The 20,264-nt window shown below is 68.9% G+C and carries 19 protein-coding genes; 7 read left to right on the plus strand and 12 right to left on the minus strand.

Annotated elements, in window-relative coordinates; all coding sequences use genetic code 11:
• Positions 1–374 precede the first annotated feature (374 nt).
• Together ABD255_RS28440 and ABD255_RS28445 are read left to right on the plus strand one after the other, a co-directional pair.
• Positions 375–1,454, plus strand: coding sequence for an MsnO8 family LLM class oxidoreductase (locus tag ABD255_RS28440; RefSeq protein WP_344219339.1), 1,080 nt, complete (start codon positions 375–377; stop codon positions 1,452–1,454).
• A 221-nt stretch (positions 1,455–1,675) separates the two neighbouring features.
• Positions 1,676–3,142: an NAD-dependent succinate-semialdehyde dehydrogenase gene (locus ABD255_RS28445; RefSeq protein WP_344219341.1), complete on the plus strand. Its 1,467-nt coding sequence runs from the start codon at positions 1,676–1,678 to the stop codon at positions 3,140–3,142.
• Between the two features lie 28 nt (positions 3,143–3,170).
• Here the strand turns inward: ABD255_RS28445 and ABD255_RS28450 are convergent, their stop codons facing one another.
• The 5 genes from ABD255_RS28450 to ABD255_RS28470 form a co-directional block, all read right to left on the minus strand.
• The gene (locus tag ABD255_RS28450; protein ID WP_344219343.1) at positions 3,171–4,013 is read right to left on the minus strand and encodes an SGNH/GDSL hydrolase family protein; all 843 of its coding nucleotides are present in this window, start codon (positions 4,011–4,013) and stop codon (positions 3,171–3,173) included.
• Between the two features lie 110 nt (positions 4,014–4,123).
• On the minus strand, positions 4,124–5,350 hold the full coding sequence (locus tag ABD255_RS28455) for a glutathionylspermidine synthase family protein (RefSeq protein WP_344219345.1): 1,227 nt from the start codon (positions 5,348–5,350) through the stop codon (positions 4,124–4,126).
• Positions 5,350–5,775: a hypothetical protein gene (locus ABD255_RS28460; protein WP_344219347.1), complete on the minus strand. Its 426-nt coding sequence runs from the start codon at positions 5,773–5,775 to the stop codon at positions 5,350–5,352. Before ABD255_RS28460 ends, ABD255_RS28455 begins: the two co-directional genes overlap by 1 nt.
• Positions 5,772–7,127, minus strand: coding sequence for an APC family permease (locus ABD255_RS28465; RefSeq protein WP_344219349.1), 1,356 nt, complete (start codon positions 7,125–7,127; stop codon positions 5,772–5,774). Before ABD255_RS28465 ends, ABD255_RS28460 begins: the two co-directional genes overlap by 4 nt.
• Positions 7,128–7,213: 86 nt before the next feature.
• On the minus strand, positions 7,214–7,792 hold the full coding sequence (locus tag ABD255_RS28470; protein ID WP_344219351.1) for a GNAT family N-acetyltransferase: 579 nt from the start codon (positions 7,790–7,792) through the stop codon (positions 7,214–7,216).
• A gap of 29 nt (positions 7,793–7,821) precedes the next feature.
• On the opposite strand from ABD255_RS28470, the gene ABD255_RS28475 reads away from it, so the two are divergent.
• Positions 7,822–8,421 (plus strand): TetR/AcrR family transcriptional regulator, encoded by a 600-nt coding sequence (locus tag ABD255_RS28475; RefSeq protein ID WP_344219353.1) that lies wholly within the window; start codon positions 7,822–7,824, stop codon positions 8,419–8,421.
• On the opposite strand, the gene ABD255_RS28480 is transcribed toward ABD255_RS28475, so the two are convergent.
• The 4 genes from ABD255_RS28480 to ABD255_RS28495 all read right to left on the minus strand — a co-directional run bounded on the left by ABD255_RS28480 (position 8,410) and on the right by ABD255_RS28495 (position 13,492).
• Positions 8,410–10,890, minus strand: coding sequence for a glycoside hydrolase family 2 protein (locus ABD255_RS28480; protein WP_344219355.1), 2,481 nt, complete (start codon positions 10,888–10,890; stop codon positions 8,410–8,412). The two genes, ABD255_RS28475 and ABD255_RS28480, sit on opposite strands and share 12 nt — an antisense overlap.
• Positions 10,891–11,037: 147 nt before the next feature.
• Positions 11,038–11,652, minus strand: a complete 615-nt coding sequence (locus tag ABD255_RS28485; RefSeq protein ID WP_344219357.1) for an SGNH/GDSL hydrolase family protein — start codon at positions 11,650–11,652, stop codon at positions 11,038–11,040.
• A complete protein-coding gene (locus ABD255_RS28490) occupies positions 11,652–12,749 on the minus strand; it encodes a Gfo/Idh/MocA family protein (RefSeq protein WP_344219359.1) in 1,098 nt (365 codons plus the stop codon). The genes ABD255_RS28485 and ABD255_RS28490 overlap by 1 nt, the downstream gene beginning before the upstream one ends.
• Entirely contained in the window at positions 12,746–13,492 is a 747-nt protein-coding gene (locus ABD255_RS28495; RefSeq protein ID WP_344219361.1) for a sugar phosphate isomerase/epimerase family protein, read from the minus strand. The genes ABD255_RS28490 and ABD255_RS28495 overlap by 4 nt, the downstream gene beginning before the upstream one ends.
• A gap of 269 nt (positions 13,493–13,761) precedes the next feature.
• On the opposite strand from ABD255_RS28495, the gene ABD255_RS28500 reads away from it, so the two are divergent.
• Together ABD255_RS28500 and ABD255_RS28505 are read left to right on the plus strand one after the other, a co-directional pair.
• Positions 13,762–14,442 carry an AAA family ATPase gene (locus ABD255_RS28500; RefSeq protein ID WP_344219363.1) on the plus strand — a complete coding sequence of 227 codons (681 nt, stop codon included), beginning with the start codon at positions 13,762–13,764 and terminating at the stop codon, positions 14,440–14,442.
• Positions 14,443–14,566: 124 nt separating this feature from the next.
• The gene (locus ABD255_RS28505) at positions 14,567–15,580 is read left to right on the plus strand and encodes a LacI family DNA-binding transcriptional regulator (protein ID WP_344219365.1); all 1,014 of its coding nucleotides are present in this window, start codon (positions 14,567–14,569) and stop codon (positions 15,578–15,580) included.
• Here the strand turns inward: ABD255_RS28505 and ABD255_RS28510 are convergent.
• The 3 genes from ABD255_RS28510 to ABD255_RS28520 form a co-directional block, all read right to left on the minus strand.
• Entirely contained in the window at positions 15,526–17,685 is a 2,160-nt protein-coding gene (locus tag ABD255_RS28510; RefSeq protein WP_344219367.1) for a molybdopterin-dependent oxidoreductase, read from the minus strand. The two genes, ABD255_RS28505 and ABD255_RS28510, sit on opposite strands and share 55 nt — an antisense overlap.
• Positions 17,686–17,717: 32 nt before the next feature.
• A complete protein-coding gene (locus ABD255_RS28515; RefSeq protein ID WP_344219369.1) occupies positions 17,718–18,236 on the minus strand; it encodes an AAA family ATPase in 519 nt (172 codons plus the stop codon).
• Between the two features lie 70 nt (positions 18,237–18,306).
• Positions 18,307–18,906, minus strand: a complete 600-nt coding sequence (locus tag ABD255_RS28520) for a TetR/AcrR family transcriptional regulator (RefSeq protein ID WP_344219371.1) — start codon at positions 18,904–18,906, stop codon at positions 18,307–18,309.
• A 75-nt stretch (positions 18,907–18,981) separates the two neighbouring features.
• Here ABD255_RS28520 and ABD255_RS28525 point away from each other — a divergent pair, with 75 nt between their 5' ends.
• On the plus strand, positions 18,982–19,539 hold the full coding sequence (locus tag ABD255_RS28525) for a 2TM domain-containing protein (protein ID WP_344219373.1): 558 nt from the start codon (positions 18,982–18,984) through the stop codon (positions 19,537–19,539).
• Between the two features lie 75 nt (positions 19,540–19,614).
• Complete coding sequence (locus ABD255_RS28530; RefSeq protein WP_344219375.1) at positions 19,615–20,262, plus strand: Pr6Pr family membrane protein; 648 nt, start codon at positions 19,615–19,617, stop codon at positions 20,260–20,262.
• Positions 20,263–20,264 lie beyond the last annotated feature (2 nt).

Consider the following 20,264-nt stretch of genomic DNA (forward strand, 5'->3'; position numbering starts at 1 on the left):
TCAGGCTGCCATCGCGGTATGGGTGCTGCCATGGGTAGGAAGCCCCCATATTCCTCTGGGAGTGTGCTGTACCGCGGGATGGCGACTGGGGGTTGACCACCCCGCGGTCCAGCATCGCCTGGCCGGACAGCCTCTGGTGGAAGGCCGTACGGCGCAGGAACTCAGTAGCAGGCGGCCTCAGTCGGGCCCCTGGCGTTGAAGTGACTCGTGGCCGGCCTCCCTGGTTCCGTCGACTGCGAACGCCGTGAACGATGCCTGACCGGACGAAGCGGCAACAAGGGCCGCGATCACCCATTTTCCGGCGGGTTCAGGCGCTCGGAACATGGGTGCAGAACCCCCATGTGAAAACTTGCCAGGGCTGCGACGGTGGGCGGGTGTACAGCCAAGCCGCTCCCGGCCTCCCCGTCTCAGCGCACTCTGTGCTGGACGTGGTGCCGCAGTTGCCTGGCCAGTCCGCCGCTGCCGCGCTCCGGGAAACCGTTGAGGTCGCGCAGGCGGCGGATGACCTTGGCTACCGGCGTTTCTGGCTAGCGGAGCAGCACGGGGTCCGTGGTGTCGGCAGCGCCACGCCGGCCGTCCTAGCGTCGGTACTGGCCGCACGGACCGACCGCATCCGCTTGGGCTCGGGTGCGGTGATGCTGACGAACCACCAGCCGCTGGTGATCGCCGAGCAGTTCGCGGCACTAGCTGCGGCGTACCCGAGCCGGGTCGACCTCGGTGTCAGCAGAGCCCCGAGCGTGCAACCCAGTACTGCGACCGCTCTCGGCTGGACCGACACTGCCTGGGACAGCTTTCCGCAGAGACTCGACGAGCTCTGCTGCTTCCTCCGCGACGGACTACCTGGCCGTGCTCCCGTGGGAGACGTGCGGCTGGCTCTGGCCGGATTGCCTCCACCTGTCTTCGTCATGACGGATACGCCGGCGGGGGCGCAGTTGGCCGCAGTACGGGGGTTGCCGGTGTTCTTGTCGCACCACGTGGCTTCGGCCGCGACCCTTGCCTCGATCGCGGCGTACCGGGACAGCTTCGAGTCGACGGGACCCACGGGCAAGCCGTACGTCGGGGTGACGGTCGGGGTGGCTGCCGCGGATACGGAAGAGGAAGCAGTCGCCCGGCTGGCGGAGTACTTGCGGGTGAAGCTACGACTCAAGGCTGCGGCCAACCGCTCGACACCGGCCGAGCTGATGGACCTGCTCGCCCCACCGATCACCGGCCGCGAGCGGATCAAGGCCGAGCGGTTGCTGGACGACCCCGGGTACGTCGTGGGCTCCCGGTCCGGCGTTGCCGCAGGGCTGGCATCCGTAGCCGCCAGCACCGGCGCCGACGAGATCATGGTGGTCCCGCTGGCCTTCGACGGCTTGGTGCGCTCCGCCATCCTCCGCACGATCGCCGCAGGGCTGACCCGCGCCATCCGCACGATGCCGCGCCACGCCCCCCACTTCGTCGCCACGGCCTAGTGTCCTGAGTCGGAAGTTCGTGCACATCTCCGGCGCCCAGGCACGCACCTCGCCGCGTTGGAGAAACGGCCACGATGGAAAAGCATCGAGGCCGCTTCTCCGCCTTGCGATGCACGCACCTGGACACCGGAGCTGAAGCACGAACTTCCGACTCAGGACACTAGCCCCACCGCCAGACCGGCCTAAGGTGGGTTGGGGGTGTCTAGCGGAAAGGCGGGCTGATGTCGCGGGAGCGGGAGCAGGAAGTCGTCGAGGCATGTCCGAGCGAACTCTTCATCGCCGGCAAGTGGCAGGCGGCCGAGGGCGGTAAGACCCTCGCCGTCGAAGACCCAGCCACCGGTACTGCGCTCTGCGAGGTGGCGGACGCGAGTCCCGCCGACGGCAAGGCGGCGCTGGACGCGGCCGTCGCGGCGCAGGCCGAGTGGGCCGCGACCGCGCCGAGGGAGCGCGGCGAGATCCTGCGCCGGACCTACGAGCTGATGACCGAGCGGGCCGACGAGTTGGCACTGCTGATGACGCTGGAGATGGGCAAGCCGGTCGCCGAGTCGAAGGCCGAGATCGCCTACGCGTCGGAGTTCTTCCGGTGGTTCGCCGAGGAGGCGGTCCGGATCGACGGCGGCTACCAGGTGGCTCCGAACGGCAAGGGCCGCTTCCTGGTGATGCGGCAGCCGGTCGGGCCGTGCCTGCTGATCACGCCGTGGAACTTCCCCGCCGCGATGGGCGCCCGCAAGATCGGCCCGGCGGTGGCCGCGGGCTGCACGATGGTGATCAAGCCCGCCGCCCAGACGCCGCTGTCGATGCTGAAACTGGCCGAACTGATGACGGAGGCCGGCCTGCCGCCGGGTGTGCTCAACGTGCTCACCACCAGCGACTCCGGCGGGGTGATGGAGCCGCTGATCCGCGACGGCCGCGCCCGCAAGCTCTCCTTCACCGGCTCCACCCCGGTCGGCCGCAAGCTGATCGAGCAGTCCGCCGAGCAGGTCTTGCGGACCAGCATGGAACTCGGCGGCAACGCGCCGTTCCTGGTCTTCGCCGACGCCGATCTGGACAAGGCGGTCGACGGCGCGATGCTGGCGAAGATGCGCAACGGCGGCGAGGCCTGCACGGCCGCCAACCGGATCTACGTGCACTCGTCGGTGATGGAGGCCTTCGGCGCCAAGCTGACCGAGCGGATGGCCGCGCTGAAGGTCGGCCGGGGGACCGAGGACGGGGTCGACGTGGGGCCGCTGATCGACGCCAAGCAGCGGGACAAGGTGAAGGACCTGGTCGACGACGCCGTCGCGCTGGGCGCCGAGGTGCTGACCGGCGCGACGACGGTCGAGGGCGATGGGTACTTCTACCCGCCGACCGTGCTGGCCGGCGTACCGACGTCGGCGCGGCTGCAGAAGGAGGAGATCTTCGGCCCGGTCGCCCCGCTGACCGCGTTCGAGGACGAGGACGAGGCGGTCGCGATGGCCAACGACACCGAGTTCGGCCTGGTCTCCTACCTGTTCACCAGCGACCTCGGCCGCGCGCTGCGGGTCAGCGAGCGGCTCGAGACCGGCATGATCGGGCTCAACCAGGGCATCGTCTCCAACCCGGCGGCACCCTTCGGCGGCGTCAAGCAGTCCGGCCTCGGCCGCGAGGGCGGCTCGGTCGGGATCGACGAGTACCTGGAGACCAAGTACGTCGCGGTCGCGCTCGACTGAAACCGGTCGGTGTCGCCGCGCTGAGGGCTCAGCCCCGGATCGCCTGGACGATCAACTCGTTCCGCGCGTTCTGCCCGCGCGGCACCGAGGTGTGCAGGCCGTCGCGCAGGTAGGTCTCCAGCCGGTCCGGATCCGCGGCCAGGAACTCGGCCCAGTGGATGATCCGCAGGTTCGGGTTGCGCCGCTCGGCGTCGGCCAGTTGAAGGTTGAGCCAGGCGCTGTTGCGCTGGTCCGCGACCTGGACCTCGCTCGGCTGCTTGGTCCGGGCCACCTGGGCGTTCACCCAGTACACGGTCCGGTTCGGGCCGACGATCCGCATCACCCGCTCGACCTGCTCGGCGAACGCGAACGGCGCGAAGATGTCGTTGGAGTTGACCGCCATCAGGATCCGGCTCGGCAGCCCGTAGTCGCGCTTCCACTGTTCCAGCGCGTCGACCGCCGCGGAGGTCGGCTCGCCCGACCAGTTGTGCATCGCGATGCTGTCGCCGGTGGCGGCCAGCAGGTGCCTGGCCAGCGACTCGCCGTCCTGGACGGCGATGCTGTCGCCGAACATGAAGATGCCGTCGGCGGCCAGGACCTGCCGGATCTGCCCCGGCGACGAGATCGCCCGGCTCAGATTCGTCCACGGCCCGATCCTGCCCGAGCCGTAGGTGCCGCGCGGGACGGCCTCCACCGTGTTCGGCGCCGGGTCGGCCTGCGAGTCGGGCACCGCCTGCGAGCCGGGCACCGCGTGCGAGGCCGGCGCCCAGGCCGCGGCGGACTTGCCCCGCCCGGCCGGGATGGCCACTGCCGCGACGAGTCCGGCGATGATCACGATGAGCAGCGTGATCCGCACGCTCATCCTGGTCGTGCGGACACTGATCGCGGCCATCGGTCCCTCACTTCGCGAGACGTTGAGGTCTTCTTGTCTCCAATACGCGGTCAGCCGGCGAAACGCTGCATCCGGCGCCCAACTATTTTCGCCTGTCCGGGGGGACTGGCCTACTCGGCGAGCCAACGTTGGATGGTCTCCTGGTCAGGGCGGGCCTCGGTACCGATGGCATGCGGGACGAAGCGTGCATAGTAGTCGGTCACGGGTCCGTCCGACTCGCGGACCATCATCCCAGCCGCGACGCCGTCCACCACCCAGCTGCCGATCACCGCCAGGTTGCCCTCGTACGACGGGAGCGGGTGCCACTCCTGGTAGACCATCGTCTCGGTGTCGTACGGACCGTCCTGGACCAGGTCCTCCGCCCCCGAGACGGTGTGGATCCGGATGTTGCTGCCCTCCCGCCCGTGCAGCGGCTTGGCCACCCACTCGAGCAGGTCACCCGGGGAGTCGAAGTACGCCGGCAGCAGGTTCGGGTGGTCCGGGTAGAGCTCCCATAGCACCGGCAGGATCGCCTTGGTCGACAGCATGGTCTTCCAGATCGGCTCGATCCACTGCACCGGCTCCCGCTCGACCCCGGCCAGGACGTACCGGCCGAACTGGTCGTCGAGCATGTCCTCCCACGGGTAGAGCTTGAACGCGGTCCGGATCCTCCGCCCGCCCCAATCCACGAAGGCGCGCTGCTCGGACTCCCAGCCGAGGTCCTCGATCTCATGCCCGTACGTCGCCAGTCCGGCCATCGCGGCCGTGTCGCGCAGGTAGGCGACCGTCATCGCCTCCTCACCGCTGGTCTCGGCGCCGGAGTTGAAGAAGTGCGCCTCGTTGCCCGGAAAGCGGCCGGCCGCGAGCTGCTCGCCCCACCACTTGACCAGCCGGTCGTGCACGGAGTTCCACTGGTCGGCGTCGGGGAACACGTCCTCGAGCCAGTTCCACTGGATCACCGCGGACTCCACCAGCCCGGTCGGGGTGTCCCCGTTGATCTCCAGCATCTTCGGCTCGATCCCGTTCCAGGCGAGGTCGAACCGGGCGTACACGGACAGGTCGTCGCGTTTCAGCGACTCCTGGACCAGGGGCAGCGTGCCGGGCGCCAGGCCGAGCTGGGCGTCGCTGAAGCGGTCACCCGCGGCCATCACGGAGGCGGCGTGCTTGCACATCTCGTAGAGCTCCTCGGTGACCTCTTCGAGGTGCAGGACCTCTTCCATCGTCACCTCGTACCAGGCGCTCTCGTTCCAGTACGGCCGCTCGCTGCCGTCGGGCATGTCCGTCATCGGGAACACCAGACCCTGCTCGACGACCTTGTCCCTCCAGTTCGGACGAGGCTTGATCGAGTGGCGCCACATCAGCCGCCAGAGCTCCCGGTGCCCGCCTTGCCGAACCCGCCGCGGGTGATGGTGCCGATGTTGCCGCCCTTGGTGTCGAGCCCGCCGCGCTTGACGGTCGCGGTACCGCCCTGGGCATTGCGCAGGCCGGAGGCGCTGTAGGTGCCGTCGGCGGCGCTGTAGCGGCCGCCGATGGGCGGCACGAAGGCGCCGCCGCGGGTGGCCATGTAGAACCAGAAGAAGCCCGTGCCGGAGCCGTGGTACTCGCGCTCGTCCTTGCAGTTGTCGTCGGAGGTGCGCTCCTGGGTCTGCGGGTCGACGCAGATCGCGGCGTAGTCAGGCTGGTCCTCGTCGTCGCTCGAGCACCCGGTCAGCGACGCGGCGACCAGCGCGGTCAGCCCGAGCGTGATGCCCGCGCTCCGCATCCGCCTGCGTGGTTGGTTCACCTTTCCCCCTCGCCGGGCGGCTTCATGGAGAACATGATGACGGCGCCCACCACCATGGTCACACCCACCACAACCAGCGGTCCCGTGCCCACGTCGGAAACCGCCAGCACGAGTACTACGACGAAGGAGCCCGCCGCGAGCAGCGGAACCACCGCCCGCTGCAGCACCCGCCCCCGGATCTCACCACTGAAGTACACCGGTACTGCGAGCGCCGTGGCCAGGTAGTACAGGGAGACCAGGACGGAGACCGCCGCCACCGAGTCGGCCAGTACTGCCTCCGAGGTGAGCACGAGGGCCAGGTAGACCAGCACGCTGGCTCCCGCGAACGCCCAGGTGGACACACTGGGCGTCTGGAAGCGGGCCGAGATCCGGGCGAACTGGCCCGGGAACGCGTCCCGCCGGGCCATCGAAAGCATCGTCCGGGCGGTCGGCAGGATGGTGGTCTGGGTGGAGGCCAGGGCGGACACCAGCACGGCGCCGACCAGGACCTTGCCGCCGGCCGTGCCGAGCAGTTCCGCGCTCAGGATCGCGAAGAAGTCGTCGTCGGCGATGTCGTCGAGCACGTCGGTCCCGGCGTACGCGACCGCGGCCCACGCGACCACGAGGTACAAAACGATCAGGAAGGCGTTCGCGATCAGGGCGGCGATGGCGGGAGTGCGGCGCGGGTTGCGGGACTCCTCGTTGACGCTGAAGGACGAGTCCCAGCCCCAGTAGAGGAACACCGCGACCAGGACGCCGGCTGCCCAGGCGCCCTCGCCGGTGGCCGAGAACGCGGGGATGCTGACGGTGCCTGCTTCCTGGAACGCCCTGAGGGCGAACCAGAGCAACCCGATCACCTCGACCGTGAGCAGCAAGACCTGTGTCCAGGCGGCGATCCGGATGCCGCGGTAGGCGAGCACGGCCATGCCGAGGATGAAGACCGTCCCCAGCCCGGCCTGTGCGAGCTTCGACTCGGCAGCGCTGTCCAGGTCGAACAGGGTGTAGGTGTAGATGGCAGCGACCTGGGCCAGGTTGCTCATGACGAGCACGCACGCCATCACGGTGGTCCACCCGACCATGCGGCCGACAGAGAGCCCGAACGCCTTCTCGGTCCACGGGAACGTCGTACCGCAGTCAGGCTCGGCCCGGTTCAACTCGCGAAAGCACAGAGCGACCAGGACGACCGGGATGGCGCTGGCAGCGAGCACCAGGGGAGCGGCTGCGCCTACGTAACCCGCGAGCAGGCCCACGGACACCGCGAGCGAGTAGGCGGGGGCTGTCGACGCGATACCGATGGCAGTCGACGCACCCACGCCCAGGGCGTCCCGGCGCAGGCTACGGCCCCGGGAGCGTGAATCAGCGGTGGTCGTCATCGCCACCAGAGTCTCACCTGCCCGGACCAGCCTCCGGACGGCCTGCCGATCAGCCACAACTTCGGGGAGGCAGCTACCCGGGGCCGTCACGCCCAGTGGCGGCTCTCCCACTCGTTGTGCAGCATCGCCCAGACCTGGAGGTCATGCCGCTCACCCCGGTACGGGAACGCCTCTCGCAGGGTCCCCTCGTAGGTCATGCCGAGCCGCTTCGCCACCGCGATGCTGCGCTCGTTGGACGGCACGCACCGCCACTCGACCCGGTTCATCCCCCGAACGCCGATCGCGTAGTCGATCAACTGCCGCGTGGACCGGGTGATCAGTCCGTGCCCCTGGCCCTCGGCAGAGATCCAGACACCGATCTCGCAGCTTCCCCAGGCCGGCTCGAAGGTCCGGAACAGCAGCCCTCCGGCCAGTTCCCCGTCGAGCCAGATCCCGTAGATCCGGCCTTCGCCCGCCGCCTGCCGGTCGGCGTACCGCTGGAGGAAGGTCTGTGCGCCGTCGAGGTCGGTGACCAGTTCGGCCCATGGGATGTACTGCTCGATGTTGGCCCTGGCCTTGTCGATGTGGGCCAGGAACTCGGCCGCCTGCCACGGCTCCAGCGCTCTCAGTTCGGCGTTCTCGGTGAGTCTCGACGCGAACAGCATGGTGGCCTCCGGTGCGTACATAACAAACGTTAGGTACGTACTATAGGACGATGCCGGCGAAGACGGATCACGAGGCCAGACGGCGGGACGTGTCGGCCGCGGTCTGGCGGGTGCTGGCGGCCGCGGGATTCGGCGGGTTGACCCTGCGCGCGGTCGCGGCGGAGATGGGCGCGACCACGGGTCTGGTGACGCACTACTTCCCGTCCAAGAAGGCGCTGATCGTGCACGCGCTGGAGTTGGCGGAGTCACACACCCGCGAGCTTGTCCCAGCGACAGACGGAGTGCACGGCCTGGAAGCACTACGCCAGGCCCTGGCCGCCGTGCTGCCGTTGAGTCCTGAGGGCACTGAGATCAACCGCGTCTGGGTGAGCTCCTGGGATGCCGCCCTGGCCGACCCCGAACTCCACGCTCTGGAGAAAGCCCGCTACAAGCGCTGGCGCTCCCGGCTGCACCCCCTGGTCGTCGAGGCCCAGACAGACGGCAGCCTGCCACCAGGAGATCCAGCTGACCTGGTGGCAGGCTTGGCCGCGTTCACCCACGGCCTCGTAGTACAGGCGCTCTTCGACCCGCGGGCTTTCAGTCACAAGCGCCTTGCCGCCTTGCTCGACACTCATCTGGACGCATTGCGTCCGACCGGCTCAGTTCAGTAGGTCGTTCACCGAGCGCAGTACGGGGACGCCGAGCGGTTCCTTCGGTGTGTTGCCGCAAGAGGTGACGTGGAAGGTGTGGGACTCGCCGGCGTTGAGGGTGATCAGGCAGCTGTCGACCCGGGCAGAGGCCTCCAGCCGGTCCGGGAACAACGCCAGGTCCTTGGCGAGGGCCGTCGCCGTCACGGTCACGTCGTAGCCGCCCCTGCTGCTGTCTGCCACCTTGACCGTGTAGGCGTCCGCCTCGAGCCGCAGCGCCGTGTCCTCGACGAAGTACCAGTACGCCGTACTGCCGTCCGCGCCGCGCACCTCGACGTACTCGGTCGCGGGATCGCCCGGGGTCGCGACCGAAGCGGGCAACGAGTTGAGGACCGCTGAGCGAGCCGGGACTTCCAGCGCGAAGGTCTCGCTGGCCAAGACCTCGCCACCGGTCGCGGTACTCCGCCGTGCCACCGTCACCTCGGTGCTCCAGGCGACGTCCGTGTCGTTGTGTGCGGCAACAACCGGACCGTCCTCGCGGGGCTGCACGGTCAGCAGGCGGTCGGCGTACACGCGCTTGAGGGCGTGCCACAACGGCTTGCGGACGCCGTGCCCGTCGACGGCGGCCCAGGAGACGACCGGCCAGTTGTCGTTCAGCTGCCAGACGATGGCGCCGGTGTTCAGCGGGAACAGGCTGCGGAAGTGCTCGATGCCGTAGGCAACCGCCCGCGCCTGGTTCAGCTGGGTGGTCCAGTGCCAGTCCTCGATATCCTTCCACTTCGGCAGGTGCTCGCCGAGACCGCGCTCGAGCTTGAGGTTGCCCTCGAACGCCTTCTGGTGCACGAGCATCTGCTCGCCGTACGGGTCGAGCGGCTCGTCGTGCACGACCGAGGTCAGCGTGGACCAGGCCGGCGGACCCTGGAAGCCGAACTCGGAGACGAAGCGCGGCTTGTACTTGCGGTAGGTCGAGTAGTCCACCTGGTTCCAGACGTCCCAGATGTGCATCGTCCCGTTGCGTTCGTCGTTCGGGTGGATGTACCGGTCGTAGGAGAACGGGCTGCCGGCCGAGTACGGCGTCCGCGGGTCGAGCTCGGCGACGATGCCGGGGAGCAGGTCGAAGTAGTACCCCTCGCCCCAGGTCCGGCCGCCCAGCGGAGCCCGCCAGCCCCACTCGACGTACCCCCAGATGTTCTCGTTGTTGCCGTTCCACAGCGCGAGGCTGGCGTGCTGGCTCAGCCGGGTGACGGCCTGCCGCGCCTCGGCCTCCACCTCGCTGTGCAGCGGCTCCTCCTCGGAGTACGCGGCGCAGGCGAAGAGGAAGTCCTGCCAGACGAGCACGCCGAGTTCGTCGCAGACGTCGTAGAAGTCGTCGCTCTCGTAGATGCCGCCGCCCCAGACGCGGAGCAGGTTCATGTTCGCGTCGATCGCGTCGCGGATGCTGCGCTCGTAGGTCTCGCGGTTCAGCCTGGTGACGAAGGCGTCGTCGGGGATCCAGTTCGCGCCGCGGACGTAGACGGGCCTGTCGTTGACCGACAGGATGAACGGGCCGCCGTCGTCGTCCGGGGCGACGTTCATCGTGATGGTGCGGAAGCCGACCCGGCCCTGCCAGCTGTCGGTCCGCGCGCCGGCGGCGACGGACACGGCGACGTCGTACAGCGACTGGTCGCCGTAGCCGCGCGGCCACCAGCGGTCGACCGCGTCGATGGTCGAGGTGACGCCGACCTCGGCGGTCCCCGCGCTCACTGTCATCTGGGTGGTGGTGCCGCCGACCTCGACGGTGACGGTCGCGTCGTCGCCGAAGCCCTCCGACCAGGCCAGGGCGACCCGGGTGTCGAGCACGCCGCGGTCACGGTCCAGCCCGGCGAGCGGGCGGACCGAGTCGACCCGGACACCGGTCCACGACTCGATCCGGATCGGCCGCCAGATGCCGACGGTCGCGACGTCCGGTCCCCAGTCCCAGCCGAAGTTGCTCGCCATCTTCCGGATCGCGTTGTAGGGATGCAGGTTCGTGTGCGGCCACAGCCCGGACGCCTCGGACAACCGGTTCGCGGTCTCGACCGGAGCGGCGAACTCGATCACCAGCTCGTTGCGCTCGGCAACGAGCAGCCCGGTGACGGCGAACCGGTACGAGCGGTGCTGGTTCCAGGTCCGGCCGAGCTCGGTGCCGTTCAGGGTGATCGTCGCCGCGGTGTCGAGCCCCTCGGCGACCAGTTCCTGGACGGCGTGCTCGTCCGGCTCCCAGTCGAACACGGTCCGGTAGCTCCAACTGGTCCGGCCGATCCAGGCCAGTTTGCTCTCGTTGTCGCCGTCGAACGGGTCCGGGATGACACCCGCGCCGAGCAGGTCGGTGTGCACCTCGCCGGGCACGGTCGCGTCGACAGGAGCGCCGAGCAGCGCGCTGTTCCGGTCGGGCACCGGTCCTTCGATCGCGCGGACGGACCACGCGGTCCCGGCGTCGCTGGTCAGCGGGACGGACCTGAGGGTCGGATTCACAGGCGGGATCTCTCTTGTCGAGGGGTTACTTGACCGGTTCAGTAAGGCTACGCCAGGACCTGCGGCCGAGGCTCCCGGCCCAGCCGGTCGTCGGCTGCCCTGACGCAGCCGACGACCACTCCTGCCCGGTGCCCCCGCGTCGGGGCCCTAGCTCTCCGAGACCGTCCGGCGCCAGAGGTCGGCCAGCAGGCGATGCCCGGCGGCCGTCGGGTGCACGCCGTCGTCGGCGAGGGTGGTCGCGCCGACCTGCTCGGCCTGCCGGGTGAACTCCCCGTCGGCCGGGACGAGCAGTGCGCCGTACTCCGCGGCCAGCCGCCGTACGACGTCGATCTTCGGGTCCAGGTCTTCGCGCCAGCCGAGCTGATCTTCCTTCACCGCAAGAAGGAACGGCTCGATCAGGACGAGCTCGGCCCTGCCCCGGACCTGCTCGAGCATGTTGCGGTAGGACTGCTCGTACGACTCGGTCGAGGTCGGGTCGTCCTTGTCGTACCGGCGCCAGGTGTCGTTGATGCCGACCAGCACCGACACGATGTCGGGCTCGTGGGCGAGGACGTCGGCCTGCCAGCGGGCGTCGAGGTCAACCGCCCGGTTGCCGCTGATGCCGACGTTGACGATGCGCGGCGGCTGCGGCCCGAACGAGGCGTGCAGCTGGCGGACGTACCCGTCGCCCAGCCCCTCCGGATCCGTCCGGCGGCCGCAGTCGGTCACGGAGTCCCCGGCGAACACCACGGTCCGCCGGGGGTCCAGGAATCCTTCGGCCATCAGATCGTCGCGGCGTGCACGTCCCAGTCGTCCGGCAGGACGGCGGGGATCTCGACGGTGCTGGTGACGTCCACGAAGGCGCCGGTCTCGATCGACTGGGTGATGGACGCCATCACGTCGACGGCGTGGAATGCCAGCGCCCCGGTGGCCCGGTGCGGCCGGTCCTCCCGGATCGCCCGCGCCATCTCCAGTACGCCGGTACCGCGCTCGGCCGAGGCCTCGGTGCTGGCGACGACCTCCCAGTCCTCGCTGCCGAGGCGGCGGATCCTGATGTCACCGTCGAACCGGTTCGGGTCCGGCACCGCCAGCGTCGCCTCCGAGCCGGTGATCTCCACGAAGCCCTGGCGGGGCAGCGGGGAGTCGAAGCTGAAGATGCTCTGCGAGGACTGGCCCGACTCGAACCGGGCGATCGCGCTGACATGCGTCGGCACCGTCACGTCGAAGTCCGTGCCCTGCAAGGGGCCGGACCCGATCGTGCGCTTGTCCCGCGACTTCGAACCCAGACCGGCGACTGCCGCGACCGGGCCGAACAACTGCACGAGGGTGGTCAGGTAGTACGGGCCGATGTCCCACAGCGGACCGGCACCCTCCTGGAACAGGAAGGCCGGGTTCGGGTGCCACGACTCCGGTCCGGGGGACTGCATCAGCGTGAGCGCCGTCAGCGGCTCCCCGATGTCACCCTTCTCGATGATCTTTCGCGACGTCTGCAGACCCGGGCCGAGGAACGTGTCCGGGGCGCAGCCCAGCCGGAGTCCCGCGTCCTGAGCGGTCGCGAGCAGCTTGAGGCCACTGTCCTGGTCGAGCGAGAACGGCTTCTCGCTCCACACGTGCTTGCCCGCGGCAACGGCTGCCAGGGCGACCTCGACGTGCGCGATCGGGATGGTCAGGTTGACCACGATCTCGACGTCCGGGTGGCTGAGCACGACCTCGGGTCCACCGTGGGCCTCGATGCCGAACTCCTCGGCCTTCGCCTGGGCCGCCTCCGGCCGCAGGTCACCGATCGCGACCACCTTGAGGTCGGGGAAGCTCTGCATGCTCTTGATGTAGGCGTCGGAGATGACGCCGGCGCCGATGACGCCCACACCGACAGCGCTCATGCGACATCCTCTCCGGTGAGGTAGGTGAAGCTGCCGGCCACGGCGTCGAAGATCTCGCCGCTGAAGTCGTCGAGCTCGACCACCCGCAGCGCGGTCGGGGCCGCCTTGAGGATGTCGATCACGGCGATGGTGCCGTCGCCGACCGCCACCTGCGCCTTGTTGTCGAGGGTGCCGTCGCCGTCCTTGACGTGCAGCGCCTTGACCCGGTCGCCGAGCCGCCCGAGCAGCGCCGGTACGTCGGCGCCTCCGACCGCGGCCCAGTAGGTGTCGACCTCGAGGATGACCTCGTCGGACAGGTTGTCGACCAGGATCTCCAGGCCGTGCACCCCGTCGATCACCGACTCCAGTTCGAAGTGGTGGTTGTGGTAGCCCACGGTGATCCCGTGGTCGGCGGCCTCGGCCGCCGCCTTGTTCAGCGCTTCCGCCGTCGCCTTGATGTCCTCGGCGGACTGCCAGCGCGCGGGATCGACGAACGGGTCGATCACGGTGGTGATGCCGAGCTTCTTGGCCACCTCGAAGATCGGGCCGCTGTCCTCGCGGAGCAGCCCGGCGTGGGTGGTGGGAGCCGACAGACCGTACTTGGGCAGCGCCTCGGCCAGCTGGTCGGCGAAACCGACCACGCCGAAGGGCTCGACCTTCGTGTACCCGATCTCCGCGATGCGGGCCAGCGTGGCGTCGAAGTCCTCCTCCAGCTTGTGCCGGACCGTGTAGAGCTGGAGGGACAGGTTGTCCACTGCGACCATGTTTTCTCTCCTCGTCTTCGGGTCCTCCCGCTGCCCATGGGAGGCCCGGACTGGACTAGCCGAACCGGTTAAGTAACTCGCCGCAGCCTATCCCAGCCTGCCCGCCCCCGACCACCCCATAACCACCAGGCGAGCCGCCTTCACGACGCGAAGGCAAACGCTTACCCAGAGGTGCGCGGCGGGCTCTCAGTCAATTCCCAGTGACTTCTTATCGGCGGGCGGGACGATGGCGGAACGCCTTCCGGCTCCGTTGCGTTGACGGACGAAAGGTGGATTGGCTGAGAGAGGACGGGACTATCAAAGTGGCAGGTCTGGGCATCGCCGAGGTGCCGGATACCCGCGGGGACCTTCGGGAAGTGTGCACCGGCGAACTGCGGTACCCGGCGGACTCTGTGGTCGTGCTCGCCGGGATTCCGGGGGCCGGCAAAAGCACCTTGCTTCACCGGTTGTTCCCGGACGGCGGCGCCGAGTACGGCGTACGGGTGCTCGACTCCGCGCGTCTTCGTGCTGACTGGATGCAGGTGCTCGGCGCCATCCCGTACTCCTGGTGGCGTCCACTTCTCCACCTCGGCTACTACGTCCACGTACTGCGGGAGATGCGCCGTGGTGGCCCCCTGGTGGTCCACGACTGCGCCACCCGGCCTTGGGTCAGGCGACTGCTCGGCTGGAGTGCGCGGCGATCCAACCTGAAGGTGCACCTCCTCCTGCTCGACGTCCCCGCTGACGTCGCGCGCGCCGGCCAACAGACCCGCGGGCGAGTCGTCCTCTCGCGGACGATGGCGACCCACTGCCGCCGCTGGCCGCACCTGATCGAGCAGGCCACCGAAGACCCTGGCCGAGTCGTTCCGGGCGCGGTCTCCGCCCTGATCCTGAACCGCCGTCAGGCGAACGAAATCACCGGACTCACCTTCGAACCGGCTTCTGCGGACCCGCATGTGCCCCGCATTTGATCAAACCTGTCGCTCTCGGTGCCGGAAACCGTTTACCTGAAGACGGGGAGTAGGCAGCGGGCGCAGAATGTAGCCAACCGGATCGCCCGTCACGGTTCGGATCGCCCGTTCGAAGGAGGCCATCGTGCCCCGAATCACGATCAAGGAGATTGCCCGACGGTCCGGCGTCTCCAAAGGCGCGGTGTCGTATGCGCTGAACAACCAGCCCGGTGTCTCCGAGGCCACCCGGGCCCGGGTGCTGAAGGTCGCCGAGGAGTTGGAGTGGGTGCCGAACCGGGCCGCCCGGCAGTTGTCCGCGGCGCGCAGTGAGACCTTCGGCCTGGTCCTGGCCCGGACGGCCAAGACTCTCAGCGAGGAGCCGTTCTACATGGGCTTCGTCGGCGGCGTGGAGTCCGTGCTGAGCGACAAGTCGTACGCGCTCGCGCTGCAGGTCGTGCCGGACCTCGCCGACGAGATGGCGACGTACCGGAAATGGGCGGCCGAGCGCCGGGTGGACGGCGTGATCGTGGTGGATCTGCGAGTCGACGATCCGCGGATCCCGTTGCTGCGCAAGCTCGAACTGCCCGCGGTGCTGGTCGGGGATCCAGCCCTGGCCGACGGGATGACGTGCGTCTGGACCGACGGTACGACGGCCATGTACGCCGCGGTGCAGCATGTCGTGTCTCTCGGGCACCGGGTGATCGCCCGGGTCGCCGGGCCGCCGGAGCACGGGCATGTGTGGATCCGCGACGAGGCGTTCGCGGCGGCGGGCCGGCGGTTCGGGCTGGATGCCCAGGTCGTGCACACCGACTTCTCGGGCGAGGAGGGTGCCGCGGCCACCAGGAAGCTGATCGCGAGCGAGAGCAGGCCGACCGCGATCATCTACGACAACGACCTGATGGCCGTCGCGGGGTTGTCGGTGGTCAACGAACTCGGCCTGACGTCACCCGGCGATGTCACGCTGGTCGCCTGGGACGACTCGACGCTGTGCCGGCTCACGCACCCGACGCTGACCGCGATGAGCCACAACATCGTCGCGTACGGCGCCGAGGTCACGCACCGCTTGTTCGGCCTGCTGGACGGGGCTCTGCCCGCGGCGCACCTCTACTCGACACCGGCCTTGGTCGTCCGGGGCAGTTCGGGTCCGCCGCCCGCCTGAGCAGTAGCTGCCGCCGACACCTCCACCGGTACGCCGTTCACCACGGCCGTACCGGCGAGCAGGTCCGTCAGCGCACCGTCGGTGACGTCGTTCGCGCTGACGCCGGCGACCTGGTTGGCGACCGACAATCGCGAGCCGGGCCGCCCGTGCCCGAACCCGTGCGGCAGGCTGACCACGCCCGGCATCATGTCGTTGCTGGCAGCAACTTCCACGTCGATCGACCCGGCGGCCGAGCTGACCTGCACCAACTGGCCGTCGGTCAGCGAGCGGGACATCAGGTCGTCCGGATTCATCAGCAACTGATGCCGCGGCTTGCCCTTCACCAGCCGGGCCGAGTTGTGCATCCACGAGTTGTTGCTGCGCAGATGCCGCCGCCCGATCAGTAGCAGCCCGTCGCCGGGTGGACCACCGAGCAAGGTGTCAGCGGCCCGCGGGAGATCGTCGAGAATCAACGGCGGCGCAAGGTCGATCCGCTTCGTCTTGGTGTGGAGAGCGCCCGGCAGCGCGGGCTGCAACGGCCCGAGATCCACCCCGCCGACGGACTTCCGCAACTTGCGCACCGACAACCGGTACGGCCCGATCCGCAGTCCGAGATCGACGATCCGCCGAGGCGACAACCGCAACCGGGCGGAGGCAAGCACCGTCTTCTTGCTCCGCCCCGTACCGCGTAACAACGCCAGCCCCAATCCTCGGAAGATCTCCCAGTCGTGCCGGGACTCCGACGGCCGAGCCAGTACCGCGTCGTTCCACCGCGCCGTGTTCCGTACTGCGAGTTGGTGGAACGCCAGGTCGTAGTGGTCCCGCTCCAGCGGTGGCGTCGGTGGCAGGATCACGGAAGCGTGCCGGGTGGTCTCGTTGATGTACGGGTCCACCGCCACCATGAAGTCCAGCGTCCCCAACGCCTCGTCGAGCCGCCGCCCGTTCGGGGTGGACAGCACCGGGTTCCCCGCGATCGTCACCAGCGCGCGGATCTGGCCGTCGCCCGGCGTCAGGATCTCCTCCGCGATCGTCGACGCGGGCAGTTCGCCGCCGAACTCGGGCAACTCCCGCACGCGGCTCTTCCAGATGCCGACGTGCCCCTTGCCGATGCCGCGGAGCGTGTCCACGGCCGGCCGCGGGAACATCGTGCCACCCGGCCGGTCGAGGTTGCCGGTGATGATGTTGAGCACCTGCACCGCCCACTGGCAGACCGCGCCGAACTGCTGCGTCGACACCCCGAGCCGGCCATAACAGGCGGCCTTGTCAGCACCGGCGAACTCCGCGGCGATCCGCCGGATGGTGTCCGCCGAAATCCCCGTCACCTCGGCCGCGCGCTCGGGTGTCCACTCGCGGGTGGCTTCCTTGACGGCGCCCAGACCGTCGACGTACGACGGGACCGACGCGTGTCCGTCGGCGATCACCTGGTGGATCAGGGCGAGCAGGAACGCGGCGTCGGTGCCCGGCCGGACGAAGTGATGCTCGTCCGCGACCGCGGCGCTCTCGGTCCGCCGCGGATCGATCACGACCACCCGGCCGCCGCGCCTCTGGACCTCCTTGAGCCGGCGACCGAAGCCGGGCGCGGTCATCATGCTGCCGTTGGAGGCGAGCGGGTTCGCGCCGAGCATCAGCAGGTACGACGTACGGTCGATGTCCGCGACCGGGACCATCAGTTGGTGCCCGTAGAGCAGGTGCGACGCCAGCATGTGCGGGAGTTGGTCGACCGAGGTGGCGCTGAACCGGTTCCTCGTCTTGAGCAGCCGGACGACCGTCGGCATGTGCGTCATCGCGCCGAGGCTGTGCACGTTGGGATTGCCGAGGTAGACACCGACCGAGTTCTGCCCGTGCTCCTTCTGGATCTCCCGCAACCGGTCCGCGACGAGCGTGTAGGCCTCGTCCCAGCCGATCTCCTGCCAGCCGGTCGCGGTACGCCGTACCGGCTGGGTCAGGCGGTCGGGATCGTCCTGCAGGTCGCGCAGCGCGACCGCCTTCGGGCAGATGTGTCCGCGGGAGAGTGGATCCGCCTCATCACCACGAACGTCGGTGACCCGGCCGTTCTCGACCGTCACCAGCACGCCACAGATCGCTTCACACAGGTTGCACGAGGTCCGCCGTACGGTGGTCGCCATCCAGCCAAACTACTCCGGGGTAGCCGACTCGACTAGTCGAATCGTGCCTCGTCGAGGCGGCCCAGGATGGCGTCGACGGTTTCGTGCGGGGACAGGTCGGAGTTGTCCAGCCAGAGACCGCGGCGAGGGCTGAAGGCGTGCAACTCGTAGTCGAGTTCGTCGACCGAGTGCTCGTGGCCGAAGCCGAGCCGGTGGTGGATCACCTCGGGCCGCGGCGTCAACACGACCAGATAGCGCGGCCGGGTCTGGATACCGTCGAGGAACTCGCGCAGCAGTTCTCCGATCACCACGTCCTGAAGAACCACCGTGAAGCCGGCGTCGGCGTACCCGTCGGCGGCCTGGCAGGCCAGCCGGTACCTGAGTTTGAGTTGTTTCTGCGCTTCCTCGCCGTCCTCCGCGGTCGACGACGCCTGGCCGCTGACGATCATCCGGCGGAAGACGTCACCGCGCAGATGAACCCCGTACTGGAATCGTTCCGCCAGCAACTGGGAGACAGTGGATTTTCCGGCCGCCGTGATCCCGCTGACGACTAGAACCCCCTCGGTCTCCATACAGGCGATCGTGCCACGCAGGACAGGCTTTCCGTCAGGCTTTGTCCATTCTTGGCGGTGATCAGACAGTTCACGGCTGTAGGGATTTCAGGTGCGCGCCGAGGATCTCGCGGACGCGGGTCGCGGTGGTGCGGTCCGGCTGGATCGAGACGTGCATCGCGAGACCGTCGATCAGCGCGTGCAGCCGTTCTGTCTCGAGGTCGATCGAGAGGTCCTCGCGCAGCGCACCCGACTCGGACAGGCCGGTGACGAGGGAGTGGCAGAGGTCGCGCAAGCCCTTCTGGACCGGGCCGAGGAGTTCGCGCAGGCCGTCGGCGCCGGACTCGGCCTGCGCCTGGGCGACGAAGGACAGCCAGACGTCGAACTCCGCCCTGCGCTCCTCGTCGAGCGGGATCACCTCTTCCAGGTAGCGCAGCACGATGTCGGTGATGCTGCCCTCGTTCCGGATCGCGCTGATCCTCGTCTCCACCCGGCGCGCGACCAGATCCATCGCGAAACTGATCAGCCCGGCCTGGTCCGGGAAGTAGTAGCGGACGGCGCCGGCGGACCAGCCCGCCTCGGCGGCGATGGTGCGGACGGAGGCGGCGCGCATCCCGTCCCGGCGGACCACCCGCCACAGGGCCCGGGCGATCTCCTCGCGGCGGGCGTCGTGGTCGACGATCTTCGGCATCTGCCCTTTTTAGCACAGCTGTGTTACTGTCGTTCTTGTCAACACGATCGTATCAAAAAGGGGAAGGGGGCTGTCGTGCTGCTCGCTGTGATCGCCGCGTGTGAGATCGGCTTCTGGGTGCTGCTCGCCGCCGGGATGCTGACCCGCTATCTCTTCCGGCTGCCCAGGGCCGGGATGGCCCTCTTGCTGGCGGTGCCGCTGGTGGACGTGGTGATGCTGGTTGCCAGCGTGATCGACATCCGGCAGGGCGGCGAGCCGTCGTTCAAGCACTCGCTCGCCGCGATCTTCATCGGGGTCAGCGTGGGCTTCGGTCACGCGACGCTGACGTGGGCGGACGGCTGGGCGGCGTACCGGTTCGCCGGTGGTCCGCGTCCGGTCAAGCCGCGCAAGGGCACCCGGGCGAAGGCCCGCAAGGAACGCCACGGCTGGTACCGGCACGTGCTCGCGTACGCCGTCGGTGTTGGCGTGATGGCCGGCCTCGGGCTGCTCTCCGGCGAGGGGTACGACGCACTGCTCGGCCCGGCCTGGACCTGGACCATCGTGCTCGTGATCGACGGCTTCGTCTCGTTCAGCTACAACGGCGACGTGGACGAGGATGCCGAGCCGGAGACCCGGGCGAAGCAGGCCGCCTGACCGGGGCGGTGGGGCGGGGGAGGAAACAGTCCTGACCTCCCACTCGCAACCGCCCTGCCACCGTAGATTTCGGCCATGACGAAATCGGTGGCGGGGCGGGCGTGGTTCGGGGTCACCGCGGCGGTGGTGGCGATCGGCATCGTGGTGCAGTGCTTCGTGACCGCGAACGGCAGGGAAGGGTTCTTCCAGGAGACTCCGGAGCGGGTCCTCAACGTCTTCGCCTTCTTCACCATCCAGTCCAACCTCCTGCTGGGCGGGACATGTCTGCTGCTGGCGTTGCAGCCCGACCGATGGCAGTCGAGCGTGTTCAGGACGCTCCGGCTCAACGGGGTGCTCTGTATCGCGGTGACCGGGATCGTCTATCACCTGGTGTTGTCCGGGACGGACGAACTGTCCGGCTGGGCAGTGGTCACCAACCTCATCCTGCACACGCTCACTCCGCTGCTCGGCGTGCTGGGCTGGCTGATCTTCGGGCCACGCCGGCAGACCGACTGGCAGATCGTCGGCTGGTCGATCGTGTTTCCCCTGCTGTGGTTGGCGTTCACGCTGGTCCGGGGCGAGGGAACCGGCTTCTATCCCTACCCCTTCGTGGACGTCGCGGACCACGGCTACGGCCAGGTCCTGTTGAACTGTCTGCTGGTCGCGCTACTGTTCCTCGCTCTGGCGGCCGGGACCACACTGCTCGACCGCCGAATGGCCCAGAAAGCTCCCATTGAGAGGTAGTG

Origin of the sequence: Kribbella sancticallisti, assembly GCF_039530625.1 — a bacterium.
Classification (GTDB): Bacteria; Actinomycetota; Actinomycetes; order Propionibacteriales; family Kribbellaceae; genus Kribbella; species Kribbella sancticallisti.